Genomic DNA, 16,569 nt, shown 5'->3' with positions numbered 1-16,569 from the left:
TTATAAAAAGCATCTTCTACTTTAAGTTTGATTACTTTATATTGAACTGAAACTTTTAAACGGACAAATACATCATCTTTCGTTTTTGTTTCAATAATAACGTCTAATTGCTGGATTTTTAAACTTAATTTTCCTGCAATTCTGTCCATTAACGGAATTTTTAGTTGTAACCCTGACTGACGAATGCTATGAAAACGTCCAAAACGCTCTACAACGGCGGCAGTTTGTTGTTTTACAATAAAAAATGTTCCTAGAAAAATAATAAGAGCTAGTACTCCTGCAACAATGTAGTATGGACTTATTGGCATAATTTGTAGTTTTAAAATGTTAGAATATAAAAATAATTTTTTTTGAGTAAAAAAAGGATACTTTTGAGAACTTTAAATGTAAAGTATTCTCAAATGCAAAAACCTACTTACTTAGTATTAGTAGCTATCACACTACTTTTTGTTACAAAATCTTTTTCGCAAGGTCGTTATGACAGCTATAATCGCCTCGGAATTTCCGCAGGATTTCATCAATTTGATATTCGAACTAATGACTTAACAACCACAAAATCAATTGGTTTTCAAGCCGGATTGTCTACACGTGGAACCGTTGGAAGACATTTTGATATGGTGTATTTTTTACATCTTAACTTTCACGAATTAAATGTATTAGGTCGTGAAAACTTGTTGGCAACCAATGTAGAAATTCCGTTTAGCTTACTCGCTGCAAAAGTTGGTGTGTTGGGAAGTTATAAAATTATTGAAAAACATTTGAGCGTAGAGTTTGGTCCAGCGTTTCAGTTTTCGGATAAATTTGAAATAGACAGCACTTTTGAAGATTATATTTTACAAGGATATGATACTTTTACAGCCAAAGATGCGCGCCAAACATCACGTATAAATCTGATGGGAATTATAGGAATTTCGGCAGGATTTCAATCGTTTAAAGTTTCCTTGCAATACGAATATGGATTTTCCAATGTTTTAAATAAACTGACAGTAGACAATAAAAAATTAGAAGGAAATATAGAACAGTTGAGCGTTTTAGCTACTTTCTATTTGTAATTAACACAAAAAAGAGCGCTGAATGGCACTCTTTTTTTTATATACTTTACGTCATGCTGAACTTGATTCAGCATCTCATAATTTTTTAAAGCATCTCAATCACCTTCTCAATACGTTTGATGGTTTCTTGCTTTCCAATCATAAACATAATTTGAAATAAATCGGGTCCGCTTAATGCGCCAGCCAATGCAAAACGTAATGGTTGCATTACTTTCCCAAAACCAATTTCATTGCTTGTAATCCAGCCTTTAATATTGGTTTGCAAGCTTTCTACGCTATAATCGTCTGTAGCATTTATAATTTCTACTAGTTTGTTTAAAATATCTCCTGTACCTTCTTTTAATGCCTTTTTCTGTGCTTTTGGATCAAATTCTGTTGGCGCTGCAAAGAAAAAGTGACTTAAATTCCATAAATCTTTGGTGAATGAAGCTCTTTCTTTAATCAATTCGACCACCATTTCAATATAATTCACGTCTATATCAGCCAATTCCGATCGACTTTCTTTAAAAGCAATTGCCAAACTTTCGTTAGATTTTAGCTGCATGTATTGTTGGTTGAACCAATCTGCTTTTTTAATATCGAATCGTGCACCTCTTTTAATAATACGCTCTAATTCAAATTCTTGAACCAATTCATCTAAACTAAACATCTCTTGTTCCGTTCCTGGGTTCCATCCTAAAAAGACTAAGAAATTGATTAATGCATCCGAAAAATATCCTTCATCTTTGAATCCCATGTACAATTGATCTTCTTTCTTATCATGCCACTCCGAAGGAAATACCGGGAAACCAAACTTTGCGCCATCACGCTTGCTCAATTTTCCTTTTCCTGTTGGTTTTAAAATTAATGGTAAATGTGCAAAAATAGGCGCTTCCCATTCAAACGAACGATATAATAAATAGTGCAACGCTAACGAAGGCAACCATTCTTCTCCACGAATTACATGCGTAATTTCCATTAAATGATCGTCTACAATATTTGCCAAATGATAGGTTGGCATTCCATCACTTTTATATAAAACTTTATCATCTAAAATATTAGTGTCAATCTTTACATCGCCGCGAACTACATCTTTTAAATGCAAGGTTTCATCTTGTGGCGATTTGTAACGAATTACATACGGTTTACCAGCGTCTAACTTTGCATTTACTTCTTCCGCCGAAAGCGATAAAGAATTTGAAAGCGCTAAACGATTGTGCCAATTATAGATGAATGTTTTTTTCTCTGCTTCCAGTTCTTTTCTAATCGCATCCAAAGATTCAGCAGTATCAAATGCGTAATATGCATCTCCTTTTTCAATCAGTTGATCGGCATATTGTTTGTACAAATGCTTGCGTTCACTTTGTCTGTACGGCCCAAATCCGCCATCTTTTCCAACACCTTCATCAAACGGAATTCCGCACCATTCTAACGCTTCTATGATATATTTTTCCGCACCTTCTACAAATCTGTTTTGATCTGTATCTTCAATACGCAATACAAAATCACCGCCATGTTTTTTGGCGAATAAGTAATTAAATAAGGCAGTCCTAACGCCTCCAATGTGTAATGGTCCTGTTGGACTTGGTGCAAAACGAACACGAACTTTTTTAGTCATAGAATTTTAAGTAAATGGTTATAAAGTGCAAATGTAAAAATAATACAATTGCAAAAGTGAAACCCTCAAAGTTTTTAGCCTTGAGGGTTTCGAATAATCAGCAAGTTGAGAGAAAATGCTATTTTTTATAAGAACTAATTATTTTTTAATAAATTTCTCTGTGTGCTTTATACCAGATGCAGTTGTAACCGTTAAGAAATACATGTTGTCACTTAATTGTGATACATCAATTTCTGAAACTTCCACCGCTTTGCTTTGTACCAATTTCCCGGTGATGTCAGTAATTTGATAAGCAACAATTGGTTCGTCACTATTGAATCGTAATACATCTGAAGTTGGATTTGGAAACATGTTAAAGTTGATTAAATCCGCTTCTTCTCGTCCAAGCGTTCCACTTTGTGATTCGCCCATAACAAATAACGAACGTAAATGATCTTTTACTTCTGTTGTGAAAACATTCAATGGTGTACCAGAATCACTATTTAATGTACTTAATGTAATTTGGTATGACCAAGCTTCATCGTAGCAACTATCGCAACAAGAAGGAACGTACAATCCAATTACATATAGTTTGTTGTGCTCAAAGTTATAGTTAGGAAATGTTGTGGTAAGTCCCCAAACTGGATTTGCAGAAGTTGGTAATTGATTGTTGAATCCTCCAATATTACTAGACCATGCAAATGTATCAGGAACCATATTGATAAAATCTACTGGATTTGTGAATGGGAAAGAAGAATATTCTAATTCATATACAAACCATGTATATTGATATCCACTGTTTTGCTCTGTACAAATATCGCCTACAAGTAAAGCATCATCAGTAGTATCAATACTATTTATAGATCCTGTTAGTTGTTGTGGATTTCCTTGGTGTAATATACTAATGTTAAGGTTTTGATCTAATTTTGCTTGTAATGAAATATCGTCAATTGCCAAGTCATTTCCATCACCTAAACCATCTTCTTTTAAGTGAATTTTAATGTCTAATACATCATTTTCACCTTCAAAGCATTCTGAAATTTGTTGCCAGTCACATGGATCGTCACTGTTGGTATCAATTGTAATCCAGTCGTATAATTGTCCGTTTACTTCCAAACGAATTTCTGGCTTAATGTTGAATGTACATTGCGGCAAATCTTTAAAGTTTGCACAGAATTTGTATGTTTTTTCAAAATCAATTTGGATGCTTTGTTCCCAAATAACACTAGAAGTTCCAGCTGGTTGTGTTGTACGACCGTTTACTAATAAGAAGTCTTTATTATCGCTGTATTGTTCAGGGTCTACACATGCAGAATGATCTGTAACTGTTGTTCCAAAAATGCTAGCATCGTCAGAAACGTTGTATGCACCAGGATATAAACTTGCGTCTTCTGTATAATCGCTGTTAAATCCGTTAACACCATTTTCAAAGTTTCCATTTTCTACCAAGTTGTCACCTTCACAACAAAATGCACCTTCATTGTTTGGTTCTCCACCTTGAATATCACAATCTTGAATACAAATATTATCATACCCATATTCTTCCGTTGGACTTGAAGTTAAGTCTAAGTAAAAACGAATTCCATCAATATTGCTTAATAAAGTGTTCCAATCGTCACACTCTAATCCGCCAGACATTACCCATTCTCCGTTTGCATTAGAAGGCAAACCTGCTCCTTCACAAGTTTCAATTGGTGCACATACATGTACCCAACCGCCGTCCTCAACAGTTTGTACAGTTGCTACAAAAGTTGCCGCAGCTGTAGGACTTGTTGGTGATCCGCTATAAATAATTAACCTTGGAGATAGAGGCTCGCCTAAACCACCATCTTCAATTACTTGAAAATCCCAGCATAAACATTGTCCGTTGTATTCGCGCCAATCGCCACCATAATCTACGTCGTTGTAAATGTATGACGAACCAGAAGCATCATACGAATGTAAAAAGAAGTCATCAGAATTTCCGCTTGGTCCTAAAGGATCTGCTGTGTTAGCGCCAGCGGCAACGCCATTCCAATTTGAGATATTCTGATCGTTAAAATCTTCACAGAATTGTGCAAAGCTTACTCCATAAAAAAGGAGTAAACACAAAGTAATTGTGTTTTTCATAATGTAAAATGTTTAAGTTTCTATTAATTTATTTCAAAGCAAAGATGCGCCAGTACAAAACAATAGGGTAGAAGTAAAGCACTAAGATTGTAGAAGTGTTTTACCTTAAGAAAATAGTATAGAAAAACCGTAAGTGTTACAGGAAAAACACTTAGGAAATCATTTCACTTGGGATGCGTTTATTCATCACTTTAAACCATAAAGGTGGAATTAAAGCCAGTACCATTGACGTTGGATAGCCAAAAGGCATTTGCGGACTTTTTTCGTGACAGTCTAAGAGTTGATACTTTTTAGAAGCTTTGTAATGATGATCGCTATGGCGTGTGAGCTCATATAAAACAATGCGTCCAATGGTGTGATTGGAATTCCAAGAGTGAATTTCACGCAGACGTTCGTAACGTCCAGAAGCCAATTTTTTTCTCAGCAATCCGTAATGTTCTATGTAATTGATGGTTTCTAACAATAAAAAACTAACTACAGCACTTACAGTAGCAAAAACAAAAGTTAGTGTTCCCAAGAAATAAAATACAATAGCCAAATAGGAAATCTGCAGTAGCGAAAACCAAAACATATTATTTTTAAACGAGAAGAAAGAAAATTTTCCACGTTGACGTAAGTTTCTTTGAATTTTCCATGCTTTTATATATTGTCGAATTGTTGAGGTACACCAAAACGAATATACAACTTGATTGTAGCGTGCCGTTGCCGGATCTTCCTTTGTTGCGGCATGTAAATGATGTCCAAAATTATGTTCTACAAAAAAGTGCATATACATGGATGGAAGCAATAAAAGCTTTGCCATCATTTGTTCATATTGTGTTTTTCTGTGACCTAATTCGTGTGCGACATTAATTCCGTTTGAACCTAACACAATTCCTGTAGAAAAGATCAATCCGATAAGTTCGTAGGTTGCATACATTCCTGTAGAAACATTCCATAAAGTGAAGATTAATAATCCGAAAACGATAGGGATATTTAAATATAACATCCAATTAAAAAGATGATTTGCTGATTTTTTTTCGACTTCTTCTTCTGATAAGTTTTTGGTGTTTTGAGAAAAGATCAATTCCATAATCGGAATCATTCCAAAAGCATATATTGGCGTTAAAAATGTATAATATCCTCTTAAGTATAAAGCTAGTACAGCAACTAGTGGCGTAGAAAATGCTGCCAAATATTTTAAGTCTTTCATTTTTTCAATTCTAGATTTCAATCTATTAAATTTACTATTTTTTTATTGACATGTATTTAAAACTTCATCAATTCTTTGTTGACATTTTCATAGATTCTTTTAATTTTACCCTAGAACTTAATTTTTTCCCTAAAATAAGCTACGTTATAATGTAAAAACAGAAATTCTTGTTACACTTGCAATAATTTTAAAACTCAGAATGACACTTCTAAAAAAAATAAAAAGAATACTTTTTACACCAAAAATTAAAGGAATTGAAGAAGATATTTTCATTCAACGACTCAAAAGTCTTGTAATTGGTGCCGATATGTTACACAAAGGCAATATCTATTTAATGGAGTACGCACTAAAAAATATGCCTTCTAATGGAGTTGTGGTAGAAATTGGTTCGTATGGCGGATTGTCAACGAATTTAATGCTCCATTTATTGCAAAAAAATGATCGTATTGAAAAATTAATCAACTGTGATCCATGGATTTATGAAGGTGCTGATGATCGATTTGGAACTGAATCCAATACGATTGATGGTCGTAAAGATATTTCGCGAGAAGCGTATTCCAACTACATGAAAAACAACTTTATCCATAGTATTCAATTTTTACATAAAAACAATTTACCACATTCTTTTCAGTTAACTTCTGATGAGTTTTTTGCTGAATATGATAAAAAAATAATAGCAAAAGACATTTTCAACCAAACGGTTCAATTAGGAACACAAATAGCATTTGCGTACATCGATGGCAACCATGAATATGAATATGTAAAAAGAGATTTTGAGAATGTAGACAAACATTTAATGGCTTCAGGATTCATTCTATTTGATGACTCAATGGACGATTCTCCGTTTGGCAGCACGACGTTTATGAAAGAAATGAAACAGCACAAAAATTATCGATTCATAGACAAAAACCCGAACTATCTATTTCAAAAACAGGTTTAAAACTTATGATACAAACCAACAGTTACAGCCGCTTGTTTGGCAACATTATTTCCAGAAAATGCACCACCAAAACTCAAAATTCCACCAAACGAGTTATTAATTTCTCCAACGGCTTTCAGTCCAAAAGCACTGTATTCTTGATTATTTACATACAAAGCAGTTCCAATATTACGGAAAGGTAAATTTACGTCGCCATCGTTAAAAGAATTGACGATATCTACAAAACCAATCAACCAAATTTTTGAATGTACTTTGGTTCCTATTTCGCCACCAATTTTAAAATTATTGCTGTAATCGTTCGTTCTCAAATCAATTCCTGTAAATGCTTGCACATAAAACTTCTCAAAACTGCGTCCAATATTAACAGTAGGCGTAAAGCTCCAAGCGTCTTGTCCGGTTCTAATTCCAGAAGCAGCTTCAAAAGTTCCTGTATTAGCTTCCACATTTAACTGTCCTGAAACAATCCATTTCTTAGTATAAAATTGATGTCTCAAACCAACGGAAACATTTCCGAAAGCTGTTTGCGAATCTGCGGCTGCAAAACCAGTTCCGCTAATTGCGTCACCTGTTTTTATTAACTTTATAGGAACATTTACAAGCAAAGTCGTTTTATTCGTTATGCCGTATTCTCCATACAATTGTAGTGTATTGTCGGTAGTTTCTCGATCAATTTGATAATCAGGATCACCAAAAACTTCATCATAATTTGAAATCGTAGTAAACGATAATTGTGTATAAAACTTGCCTTTTTCTTGTGTCCAAGGACTCTGTGCAAACAAAAAACTGGAACCTAAAAGCGCAATAATTGTATATAAATTTTTCATAATTAGCTTGTTTATGATGGCTTAGTAGCAACTTTTTAAAAAATCTTACACAATCTTTAACAACTCATCTATACTATTAATTGCGTAAATATGTTATTTTTAGCAGTTATATGATGAATGCATACGAACAAATACAAAAAAAACTAAGTCAGTTTGTGACCAAGTACTACACAAACGAACTTATCAAAGGAACGATATTATTCTTTAGCATCGGTCTCTTATACTTTATAATTACACTTTTGGTGGAACATTTTCTATGGCTATCAACAGGTGCAAGAACCGCTTTATTTTGGATTTTCATTCTGGTAGAAGTGTCGCTTTTCGCGAAATTTATTGTGCTACCATTAACAAAACTGTTTAAACTACAAAAAGGAATCAGTTTCAAAGAAGCGTCTACAATTATTGGGAATCATTTCCCAGAAGTAAGCGATAAACTATTGAACGTGTTGCAATTGTCTGAAACGTCTCAGGAATCTGAATTGCTATTGGCAAGTATCGAACAAAAATCAGAAGAACTGCAACCAATTCCGTTTCAAGTAGCAATCAACTTCAAAAAAAATGTCAAATACGTAAAATATGCGATCTTACCATTAGCCATCATATTATTTGTGTGGATTTCTGGAAACAGCTCACTATTCAGTAAAAGTTATGAACGTGTCGTAAACTACCAAACGGATTATGAACCGCCAGCGCCATTTCAATTTATTGTGGTAAATGACAGCTTACAAGCAATAGAAAATCAAGCCTACAAATTACAGGTGCAAACACTCGGAGACATCATTCCAGAAGAAGTGCAAATAAAACTAGGTGACGAAACGTATTTTCTTCAAAACAAAGGTGTAGGAATGTTCGAATATACATTTACACAACCAAAAGAAGCAACAACTTTTACGTTCACTGCAAACGATGTCACTTCAAAACCGTACACGCTAAACGTGGTAAAAGTACCTTCGTTAGTCAACTTTCAAATGGTATTAGATTATCCTGCGTATACCAAACGCAAAGATGAGGTTTTAAAAAGTACAGGTAATGCAACCATTCCCGAAGGCACAAAAATCACTTGGGAAGCCAAAGCCAAACAAACGGAGAAACTAGAGTTAATTTCAAAAGATACTACGTATACGTTTGGTAAAGAAGCGAATGACTTTAAACTGGAACAAAAAATATATCAAAGACTTGATTATCAAATAAGTACGAGTAATTCAGAACTCAAAAACTATGAAAATCTTGGTTTTAATATCAATGTCATCAAAGATGAATACCCAAAAATGGATTTACAGTCAAAACGTGATACCGTTGACCAACGAACGCTGTATTTCTTAGGACAAGTTTCAGACGATTACGGATTAAGAAAGTTGCAATTAGTATACTATGCCGCAGAAAATGGCGTGAGCAAATCCAGAGAAAACATTCCAATCAGCAAATCAAACATTGACCAGTTTCAATATACATTTCCTGGTAACTTAGAATTGGCAAAAGGCGTAAATTATGAATTTTACTTTCAACTTACAGATAACGATGGAATTCGCGGTGGAAAAAGTGTCAAAAGTGAAATATTCAACTATCGCAAGTTGACAGATACGGAATTGCAAACCGAACAATTGCAACAGCAAAATGAAACCATCAAAGACTTAGATAAATCTTTAGAAAAACTCCAAAAGCAACAAGACGAACTTAAAAAGATATCGCAAAATCAAAAAGAAAAAAGTGAGCTTAATTTCAACGATCGCAAAAAGCTTGAAAAATTCTTGCAACGACAAGAACAAAGCGATCAAATGATGGAAAAATTCTCAAAGCAATTGCAACAAAACTTAGAAGATTTTCAAAAGGAAGAAACAATAGAAGATGAAGACAAAGAGTTGTTGAAAGAACGTTTAGAACGTCAGCAAAAAGAATTGGAGAAGAATGAAAAGCTAATGGAAGAGCTAAAAAAACTAGCTGAAAAAATTAGTGAAGAAGAGTTGCAGGAAAAACTTGATGAACTTGGCAAGCAACAACAAAATAATAAAAAGAATCTACAACAAATTCTTGAACTAACAAAGCGTTATTATGTAACCAAAAAGGCGGAGAAAATTCAAAAAGAATTAGGAGAACTTGCCAAAGAACAAGAAGAACTTTCTAAAAAAGATGGTGACGAAAATACGAAAGAAAAGCAGGAAGAACTCAATAAAAAATTTGAAGGTTTGCAAAAGCAAATGGACGAATTAGATAAAGAAAACAATGCGCTAAAAAAACCATTAGATCTTGAACGAAACAAAAATGACGAAGAAGATGTAAAGCAAGATCAGCAAGATGCAACGGACGATCTAGAAAAAAGTGAAGATTCGCCAAGTGAACAACAAAAAAGCGAAAACAAAAAAAGCGCAAAGCAAAAACAAAAGAAAGCTGCTCAAAAAATGCAGCGTATGAGCAAAAGTATGCAAACGTCGATGCAAATGAGTGGACAAGAAAGTATAAAAGAAGATGCCGAAATGTTGCGTCAAATTCTAGACAATCTACTTTTATTCTCTTTTGATGAAGAAAATTTAATGAAAACCTTTGAGGAAATTGACAATACAAACGCTGGATATGCAGGAAAGCTCAAACGCCAAAAAGAACTGCGTAAAATGTTTGAACATGTGGACGATAGTTTATTTGCATTATCATTACGTCAGCCTACAATTTCGGAACGTATCAATGGAGAAATCACTGAAATCTACTACAATATTGACAAATCGCTTGAGCAATTAGCGGAGAATAATGTCTACAGAGGCGTTGCCGCACAACAGTACGCATTAACGTCTACAAACAAACTCGCAGATTTCTTAAGTGGCGCGTTAGACAACATGAACCAAAGTATGGGTTCTGGACAAGGTCAAGGAAATCAAGGAGTCGGGAAAAGTGGACAAAATCAAGGACAAGGAAAAGGATTTCAGTTGCCAGATATCATTCAATCGCAAGATGAGCTTAACAAGCAAATGGAGAAAGGAACAAAAAAGCAAGAAGGACAAGGTAAAGACGGGAAAGGTGGAAAAGAAGGTGGCAAAGAAAAAGGCGACAAAGGCAAAGGTGGCAAAGATGGAAAAGATGGCGAAAACGGTCAACAAGGTGGCGGATCGGGTAGTGGAGACGAAAGCGAATCGGGAAAACTATACGATATCTTTAAGCAACAACAAGCATTGCGCAATCAATTAGAAAAGCAACTAAAAAACAAATACGGGGAAAAAATCAATGATCCACAAGCAAAGGAATTATTGAAGCAAATGGAGCAAGTGGAAACTGAATTACTTGAAAAAGGATTCAATGATGAAACCATGAAAAAGATGGTAGAACTTAAGTACCAACTCCAAAAACTGGACAAAGCTGCCTTTGAACAAGAGAAAGAAAACAAACGAGAATCTACTACAAATCGAAAAGATTTTAACAATACTACAAACGAAAAAATGCCTGATGTGCGACAGTATTTCAATCAAATTGAAATATTAAACCGACAAGTATTACCTTTGCGGAATAATTATAAAAAGAAAGTACAAGAGTATTTCAAGAAAAAGGATGATTAGTTTTCATTATGAAACCCAATTTGAACTTCCAAACGAAGCGCAAATAGAACAATGGATTAGCAAAGTAATTGAGTCTGAAGACAAGCGCGAAGGTGATATAAGCTATATCTTTTGTGATGATGAATATCTGCATAAATTAAATGTAGAATTCTTAAACCATGATACGCTTACGGACATCATTAGTTTTGATAATTCTGTTGGAAGTGAATTGCACGGAGACATATTTATCTCTGTAGAACGTGTTGCAGACAATGCCAAAGATTTTGGTGTTTCTACAGAAGAAGAACTGCGCCGCGTGATGGTTCACGGAGTTTTGCACTACTGCGGATACAAAGATAAAACGGATGCAGATCAAGCAAAAATGACGGAGAAAGAAAACGAAAAATTGCAAATGTTCCACGTGGAACAATCTTAAATACGAGTATAAAAACTGAAAAAGAAACCGAATATCAATCGTTAAGATATGTTTAATACGGAATATGATGTTATCGTAGTTGGCGCAGGACACGCAGGATCTGAAGCTGCTGCTGCTGCTGCGAATATGGGAAGCAAAACGTTGCTAGTTACGATGAACTTACAAAACATTGCCCAAATGTCTTGTAATCCCGCAATGGGCGGAATTGCCAAAGGACAAATTGTGCGTGAAATTGATGCGCTTGGAGGTTACAGCGGAATTGTTACCGATAACTCTGCCATTCAATTTAAAATGTTGAACAAGTCTAAAGGACCAGCAATGTGGTCGCCACGTGCCCAAAGTGATCGCATGCGTTTTGCAGAAGAATGGCGCTTGATGTTAGAACGAACCAAAAACCTAGATTTCTATCAAGAAATGGTGCGCGGTTTAATCATTGAAAACGGAAAAATAAAAGGTGTAAAAACCTCTTTAGGATTAGAAATACGATCCAAAACGGTTGTCCTTACTAACGGAACTTTCCTAAATGGACTGATCCATATTGGAGATAAAAATTTTGGTGGAGGAAGAGCAGGAGAAAGAGCTGCAACTGGAATTACGGAAGAATTGGTTGCACTCGGTTTTGAATCGGGAAGAATGAAAACAGGAACGCCACCACGAGTAGATGGAAGATCATTAGACTATTCTAAAATGATCATTCAACCTGGTGATGAAATACCTGATAAATTCTCGTATCTAAAAGCAACGAAACCTTTAGAAAATCAACGTGCATGTCACATGACATATACATCTCCAGAAGTACACAATTTATTGCGTGAAGGTTTTGACAGATCGCCAATGTTCAATGGAAGAATTCAATCCATTGGACCAAGATATTGTCCTTCGATAGAAGATAAAATAAATCGTTTTGCAGATAAAGATCGCCACCAATTATTTGTAGAACCAGAAGGTTGGAATACGGTTGAAGTATATGTAAATGGATTTTCAACTTCACTTCCAGAAGATGTACAATTTAAAGCATTAAGCTCAGTAGCAGGTTTTGAAAATGTAAAGTTTTTTAGACCTGGATATGCAATTGAATACGATTACTTTCCGCCAACACAATTAAAGCATACACTAGAAACTAAATTGGTGGATGGATTATTTTTTGCTGGACAAATTAATGGAACTACAGGATATGAAGAAGCTGCCTCGCAAGGACTAATGGCAGGAATAAATGCAGCACTTCAGGTACAAGAAAAAGAATCATTTATTCTAAAAAGGAACGAAGCATATATTGGTGTTTTAATTGATGATTTAATCACGAAAGGAACAGAAGAGCCATATAGAATGTTTACGTCTCGCGCAGAGTACAGAACGTTGCTTCGTCAAGACAATGCAGACTTTCGTTTAACACCAGTCGGACACAAGTTAGGTTTGGCTAGTTTAGAACGATTACGCGCGATGGAACAAAAGAAAACCAACTCGGATGCGTTTATCCAATTCTTCAAAAATACGAGTGTAAAACCTGCTGAGATTAATCCGGTTTTAGAAGCTAAGAATTCAGCTAAAGTAAAGCAACAAGACAAGATGTTTAAAATATTCTCACGTCCAAATATTAGCATGGATGATATGAGACAAGTGGCTTCTGTTTCTAACTTTATTGAAGAGCATAACTTAGGAAAGGACGTTTTAGAACAGACAGAAGTTCAAGTGAAATATGCGGGTTACATTAATAAAGAAAAAAGTAATGCAGACAAATTAAACAACCTAGAGCGTGTAAAAATTCCAGCTGATTTTGAGTATGATGGATTAACAAATCTCTCTATGGAAGCGCGTCAGAAATTATCAAAAATTCGTCCTGTAAACTTATCACAGGCTTCTCGAATTAGTGGAGTTTCTCCAAGTGATATTAGTGTCATGTTAGTGTATTTAAATAGATAAATTTTTAATTGTTCCACGTGGAACAATTCTCCCAATGGAAATAAAATCATTAGAAAATACAGCAATTTATGAGATCGTTTCTACGTTGAATTTTGCGTTCTCAGATTACTTTGTTCCTATCAATTTTACAGAAGAATATGTAAACGAAAGATGGACAGCTTCTGGAGTAGATTACAGTTTATCGTTTGGTGTTTTTGATGGAAAGAAATTAGTGGGTTTTATTATTCATGCAATTAATTATTATGGAGAAACTAAAGTTGCATACAATGCTTCTACAGGCGTAATTCCATCGCACAGAAGACAAGGTTTGCTTACCAAATTATATGCAAAAGCAATTACAGCGTTACAAGAAAATGGAATTCAAAAAAGCACCTTAGAATGTATTACTAAAAACGAACGTGCAATTTTAGCCTATCAAAAAGTGGGTTTTAATATTGACCGACACTATAAGTTGTACAAACTCAATTGGGAACAAGTTGAAATCAAATCTGAACTAAAAGTTAACGTTACTACTGATTTTTATTTTGACGATTTTAAACATTTAGAAAACTATTTTCCATCTATAGAAAATCAAGATCATTGTTTAGAAAAGTATAAAGAAAGTTTAATTTCAATTACGGTTTTTGATGGAAATGAAATTGTAGCGTATTTAATTTTTCATAAAAACTCAAAAAGAATACATAGACTAGGAGCAAAGGAAAATAACTGGAATCTTTTAGGTGAAATTTTATTTTCAGGATTACCAACAGGAAATTATAATATTATAAATATTGATACTGTAAATACAACGATTCATGATTTTTTTGAAAGAATGAATTTTGATAATTACATTGATCAATACGATATGAGTTTTGACTTCGACTCGGCTCAGTTTAATAACTCTTAATTTTGGTTTGGTTTTTGTCACTGCTTCAAAAAAATATTTAATTATGAAATCTATAAAACGTATTGCAATCTTCATTTTAGTTTTAGCTCTTACAAACTGTATCACTATAAAAAAAGTTCCGGAAATAACTGAAATTGGATATTCTATCATTGAAGGAAAGAAATTAAAAAAGAGTCTAGGGAAATCAAATCATTTTATCTTTTTAAATCATCTAAGCGAAAGCGACCTTACAGCATTTATTAGTTACAAATTAAATGCAGATGATGATAGTTATTTACAAAACATACCGGTTTCTATAAATGAAACTCGTTTTTTAATGACGTTTTATACTGTAAAATCACAAGAGAAAACTTTAAACTTATTATCACCTGTTGTCAATAGAGCAATTAATAATTCTTTGAATACAGGATTTAATGAAGATATCCAAGTTGACGAATACGAATTCCATTATGTAGCAGTGTATGTTGAAAGTGATATGGAAGCAGATAGTTTAAAAGAAGCATCAATTCACAGATCAATTGTAGAAAGATATTTAGTTGAGTTAATGGACGAATATCAACGAATAGGTTCTGTAAAGGAATTGAATTTTATAATCAATAAGAACTAATTGTTCCACGTGGAACAATTCAATATAAAAATAGAAGCAATACAAAAATGGAGAATATCACGGTAAAAGATCATTCTGTTTCGGGCGAAGAATTCCAGTTGATTTTTAATGAAGCTTTAGAAATGTACACAACCGAACCACAACCAAGTTTGGACAAATTAGCTTCCTATTACGAAAGCGAAGATTATATTTCGCATACCGACGCCAAGAGAAACTTGTTTGAAAAAATGTATCATTGGGTTCGTACGTATATGCTTTCTAAAAAAATGTCTATCGTTGACACACACACAAAAAGTGATACTAAAAAAGTATTAGACATTGGTTGCGGAACAGGAGACTTTTTAGCAATGGCAAAAAAATACAAATGGGACATTGCCGGAATTGAACCAGATGCACAAGCACGAAAAATTGCTGCTGAAAAAACAGCAATAGAAATTCATACGAACGATTGGCTTTCTGAAATTGCCGATAATAGTTTTGATGCAATAACCATGTGGCATGTATTAGAACATGTTCCTAATTTAGAGGAACAGATTCAAACTTTAAAGAGAATCATCAAACCAAACGGAAGTATCTTTGTTGCAGTTCCAAATTTTAAAAGTCACGACGCAACACATTATAAAGAACTTTGGGCGGCGTATGATGTTCCTCGACACTTATGGCATTTCTCACAACAATCAATCAAATCACTTTTTGGGAAAGAAAACTTAAAAGTAGTAAAAATCCTACCCATGAAGTTTGATGCGTATTATGTGAGTTTACTTTCCGAAAAACACAAAACAGGCAAAATGAATCCAATCAAAGGATTTTACAGAGGATTTGTGTCAAACTTTAAAGCGATCTCTTCTTCGGAGTATTCTTCACTCATTTACGTCATAAAAAACAACTAAAAACACATTTTAAGCTATTTTAAGCATAGTTTTAGCTTGAAACTATGTAATGTGATTGCTATTTTGTGAAACGACTTAAAACACCTAATAAAAAAGACGAATTTCAATAAGTGATGTTTATACTGTGTTTTTGAATTATAAATTTTTCTTATAGAACTGTTTTTCGTGAAAAATCATCTAAACTTCACAATTTGTTATGTAAACTTTATTTCTATTTTTGCGGAACGAAAATGACAAAAGCGGAAAGATGTCGATTTGTCAATTTTCTGAAAAACGATAAATAACAACAAAAAAGATACAAATGAAAAAACTACTTGTTTTAGGAATTGCTGTATTGGCATTTTATTCATGTGAGAAACCTGTAAAAATTGGTTTTGTAGACAACACTGAATTAATTAATGAATACCAAGAGAAAAAAGATTTAGAAGCCGTTTTTACAAAACGCGTTGAAGGTTTTACAAAACGAAAAGATAGCTTGTCGCAAATGTTCAATCTCGAATTGAAACAAGCGCAACAAAAAGCAGCAAAAGCCTCTCCAAAAAAGCAACAAGAATTATCAGTTCAAATTCAGCAATTGGGTGAACGTTTAGATCAGCAAATTAAAATTGAGCAAAATCGT

Annotated in this window: 13 protein-coding genes and 1 pseudogene; 9 read left to right on the top strand and 5 right to left on the bottom strand. The window is 33.9% G+C overall.

The window, feature by feature from the left end:
- The coding region (locus tag AB8B65_RS11000) for an SPFH domain-containing protein (protein ID WP_405301047.1) at nt 1–308 on the bottom strand (308 nt) is incomplete at its 3' end.
- 93 nt (nt 309–401) lie between these two features.
- On the opposite strand from AB8B65_RS11000, the gene AB8B65_RS10995 reads away from it, so the two are divergent.
- Complete coding sequence (locus tag AB8B65_RS10995; protein WP_405301046.1) at nt 402–1,052, top strand: outer membrane beta-barrel protein; 651 nt, start codon at nt 402–404, stop codon at nt 1,050–1,052.
- Nucleotides 1,053–1,137: 85 nt separating this feature from the next.
- Here the strand turns inward: AB8B65_RS10995 and gltX are convergent, their stop codons facing one another.
- The 3 genes from gltX to AB8B65_RS10980 form a co-directional block, all read right to left on the bottom strand.
- Complete coding sequence (gltX, locus tag AB8B65_RS10990; RefSeq protein ID WP_405301044.1) at nt 1,138–2,649, bottom strand: glutamate--tRNA ligase; 1,512 nt, start codon at nt 2,647–2,649, stop codon at nt 1,138–1,140.
- A gap of 138 nt (nt 2,650–2,787) precedes the next feature.
- Complete coding sequence (locus AB8B65_RS10985) at nt 2,788–4,737, bottom strand: T9SS type A sorting domain-containing protein (RefSeq protein ID WP_405301043.1); 1,950 nt, start codon at nt 4,735–4,737, stop codon at nt 2,788–2,790.
- Nucleotides 4,738–4,888: 151 nt separating this feature from the next.
- On the bottom strand, nt 4,889–5,929 hold the full coding sequence (locus tag AB8B65_RS10980; RefSeq protein WP_405301041.1) for an alkane 1-monooxygenase: 1,041 nt from the start codon (nt 5,927–5,929) through the stop codon (nt 4,889–4,891).
- Between the two features lie 199 nt (nt 5,930–6,128).
- On the opposite strand from AB8B65_RS10980, the gene AB8B65_RS10975 reads away from it, so the two are divergent.
- A complete protein-coding gene (locus AB8B65_RS10975) occupies nt 6,129–6,869 on the top strand; it encodes a class I SAM-dependent methyltransferase (protein ID WP_405301040.1) in 741 nt (246 codons plus the stop codon).
- Here AB8B65_RS10975 and AB8B65_RS10970 read toward each other — a convergent pair.
- Entirely contained in the window at nt 6,866–7,693 is an 828-nt protein-coding gene (locus AB8B65_RS10970; protein WP_405301039.1) for a transporter, read from the bottom strand. The two genes, AB8B65_RS10975 and AB8B65_RS10970, sit on opposite strands and share 4 nt — an antisense overlap.
- A 155-nt stretch (nt 7,694–7,848) precedes the next feature.
- On the opposite strand from AB8B65_RS10970, the gene AB8B65_RS10965 reads away from it, so the two are divergent.
- From AB8B65_RS10965 to AB8B65_RS10935, 7 genes and pseudogenes are all read left to right on the top strand, one after another.
- Nucleotides 7,849–11,232: a DUF4175 family protein gene (locus AB8B65_RS10965; RefSeq protein ID WP_405301038.1), complete on the top strand. Its 3,384-nt coding sequence runs from the start codon at nt 7,849–7,851 to the stop codon at nt 11,230–11,232.
- Nucleotides 11,225–11,647 (top strand): rRNA maturation RNase YbeY, encoded by a 423-nt coding sequence (gene ybeY, locus AB8B65_RS10960; protein ID WP_405301037.1) that lies wholly within the window; start codon nt 11,225–11,227, stop codon nt 11,645–11,647. Before AB8B65_RS10965 ends, ybeY begins: the two co-directional genes overlap by 8 nt.
- Nucleotides 11,648–11,695: 48 nt before the next feature.
- Nucleotides 11,696–13,567: a tRNA uridine-5-carboxymethylaminomethyl(34) synthesis enzyme MnmG gene (gene mnmG / locus AB8B65_RS10955; RefSeq protein ID WP_405301036.1), complete on the top strand. Its 1,872-nt coding sequence runs from the start codon at nt 11,696–11,698 to the stop codon at nt 13,565–13,567.
- 34 nt (nt 13,568–13,601) lie between these two features.
- Complete coding sequence (locus AB8B65_RS10950) at nt 13,602–14,453, top strand: GNAT family N-acetyltransferase (protein WP_405301035.1); 852 nt, start codon at nt 13,602–13,604, stop codon at nt 14,451–14,453.
- Nucleotides 14,454–14,496: 43 nt separating this feature from the next.
- On the top strand, nt 14,497–15,060 hold the full coding sequence (locus AB8B65_RS10945; RefSeq protein WP_405301033.1) for a hypothetical protein: 564 nt from the start codon (nt 14,497–14,499) through the stop codon (nt 15,058–15,060).
- A 47-nt stretch (nt 15,061–15,107) separates the two neighbouring features.
- Complete coding sequence (locus AB8B65_RS10940; protein WP_405301032.1) at nt 15,108–15,950, top strand: class I SAM-dependent methyltransferase; 843 nt, start codon at nt 15,108–15,110, stop codon at nt 15,948–15,950.
- 301 nt (nt 15,951–16,251) lie between these two features.
- Nucleotides 16,252–16,569, top strand: a pseudogene (locus AB8B65_RS10935) (OmpH family outer membrane protein); the annotation flags it as partial.

The organism is Kordia sp. (assembly GCF_045105435.1).
Classification (GTDB): Bacteria; Bacteroidota; Bacteroidia; order Flavobacteriales; family Flavobacteriaceae; genus Kordia.
The sequence above is the reverse complement of the archived record's forward strand: the minus strand, read 5'-3'. Positions and strand labels throughout refer to the sequence as shown.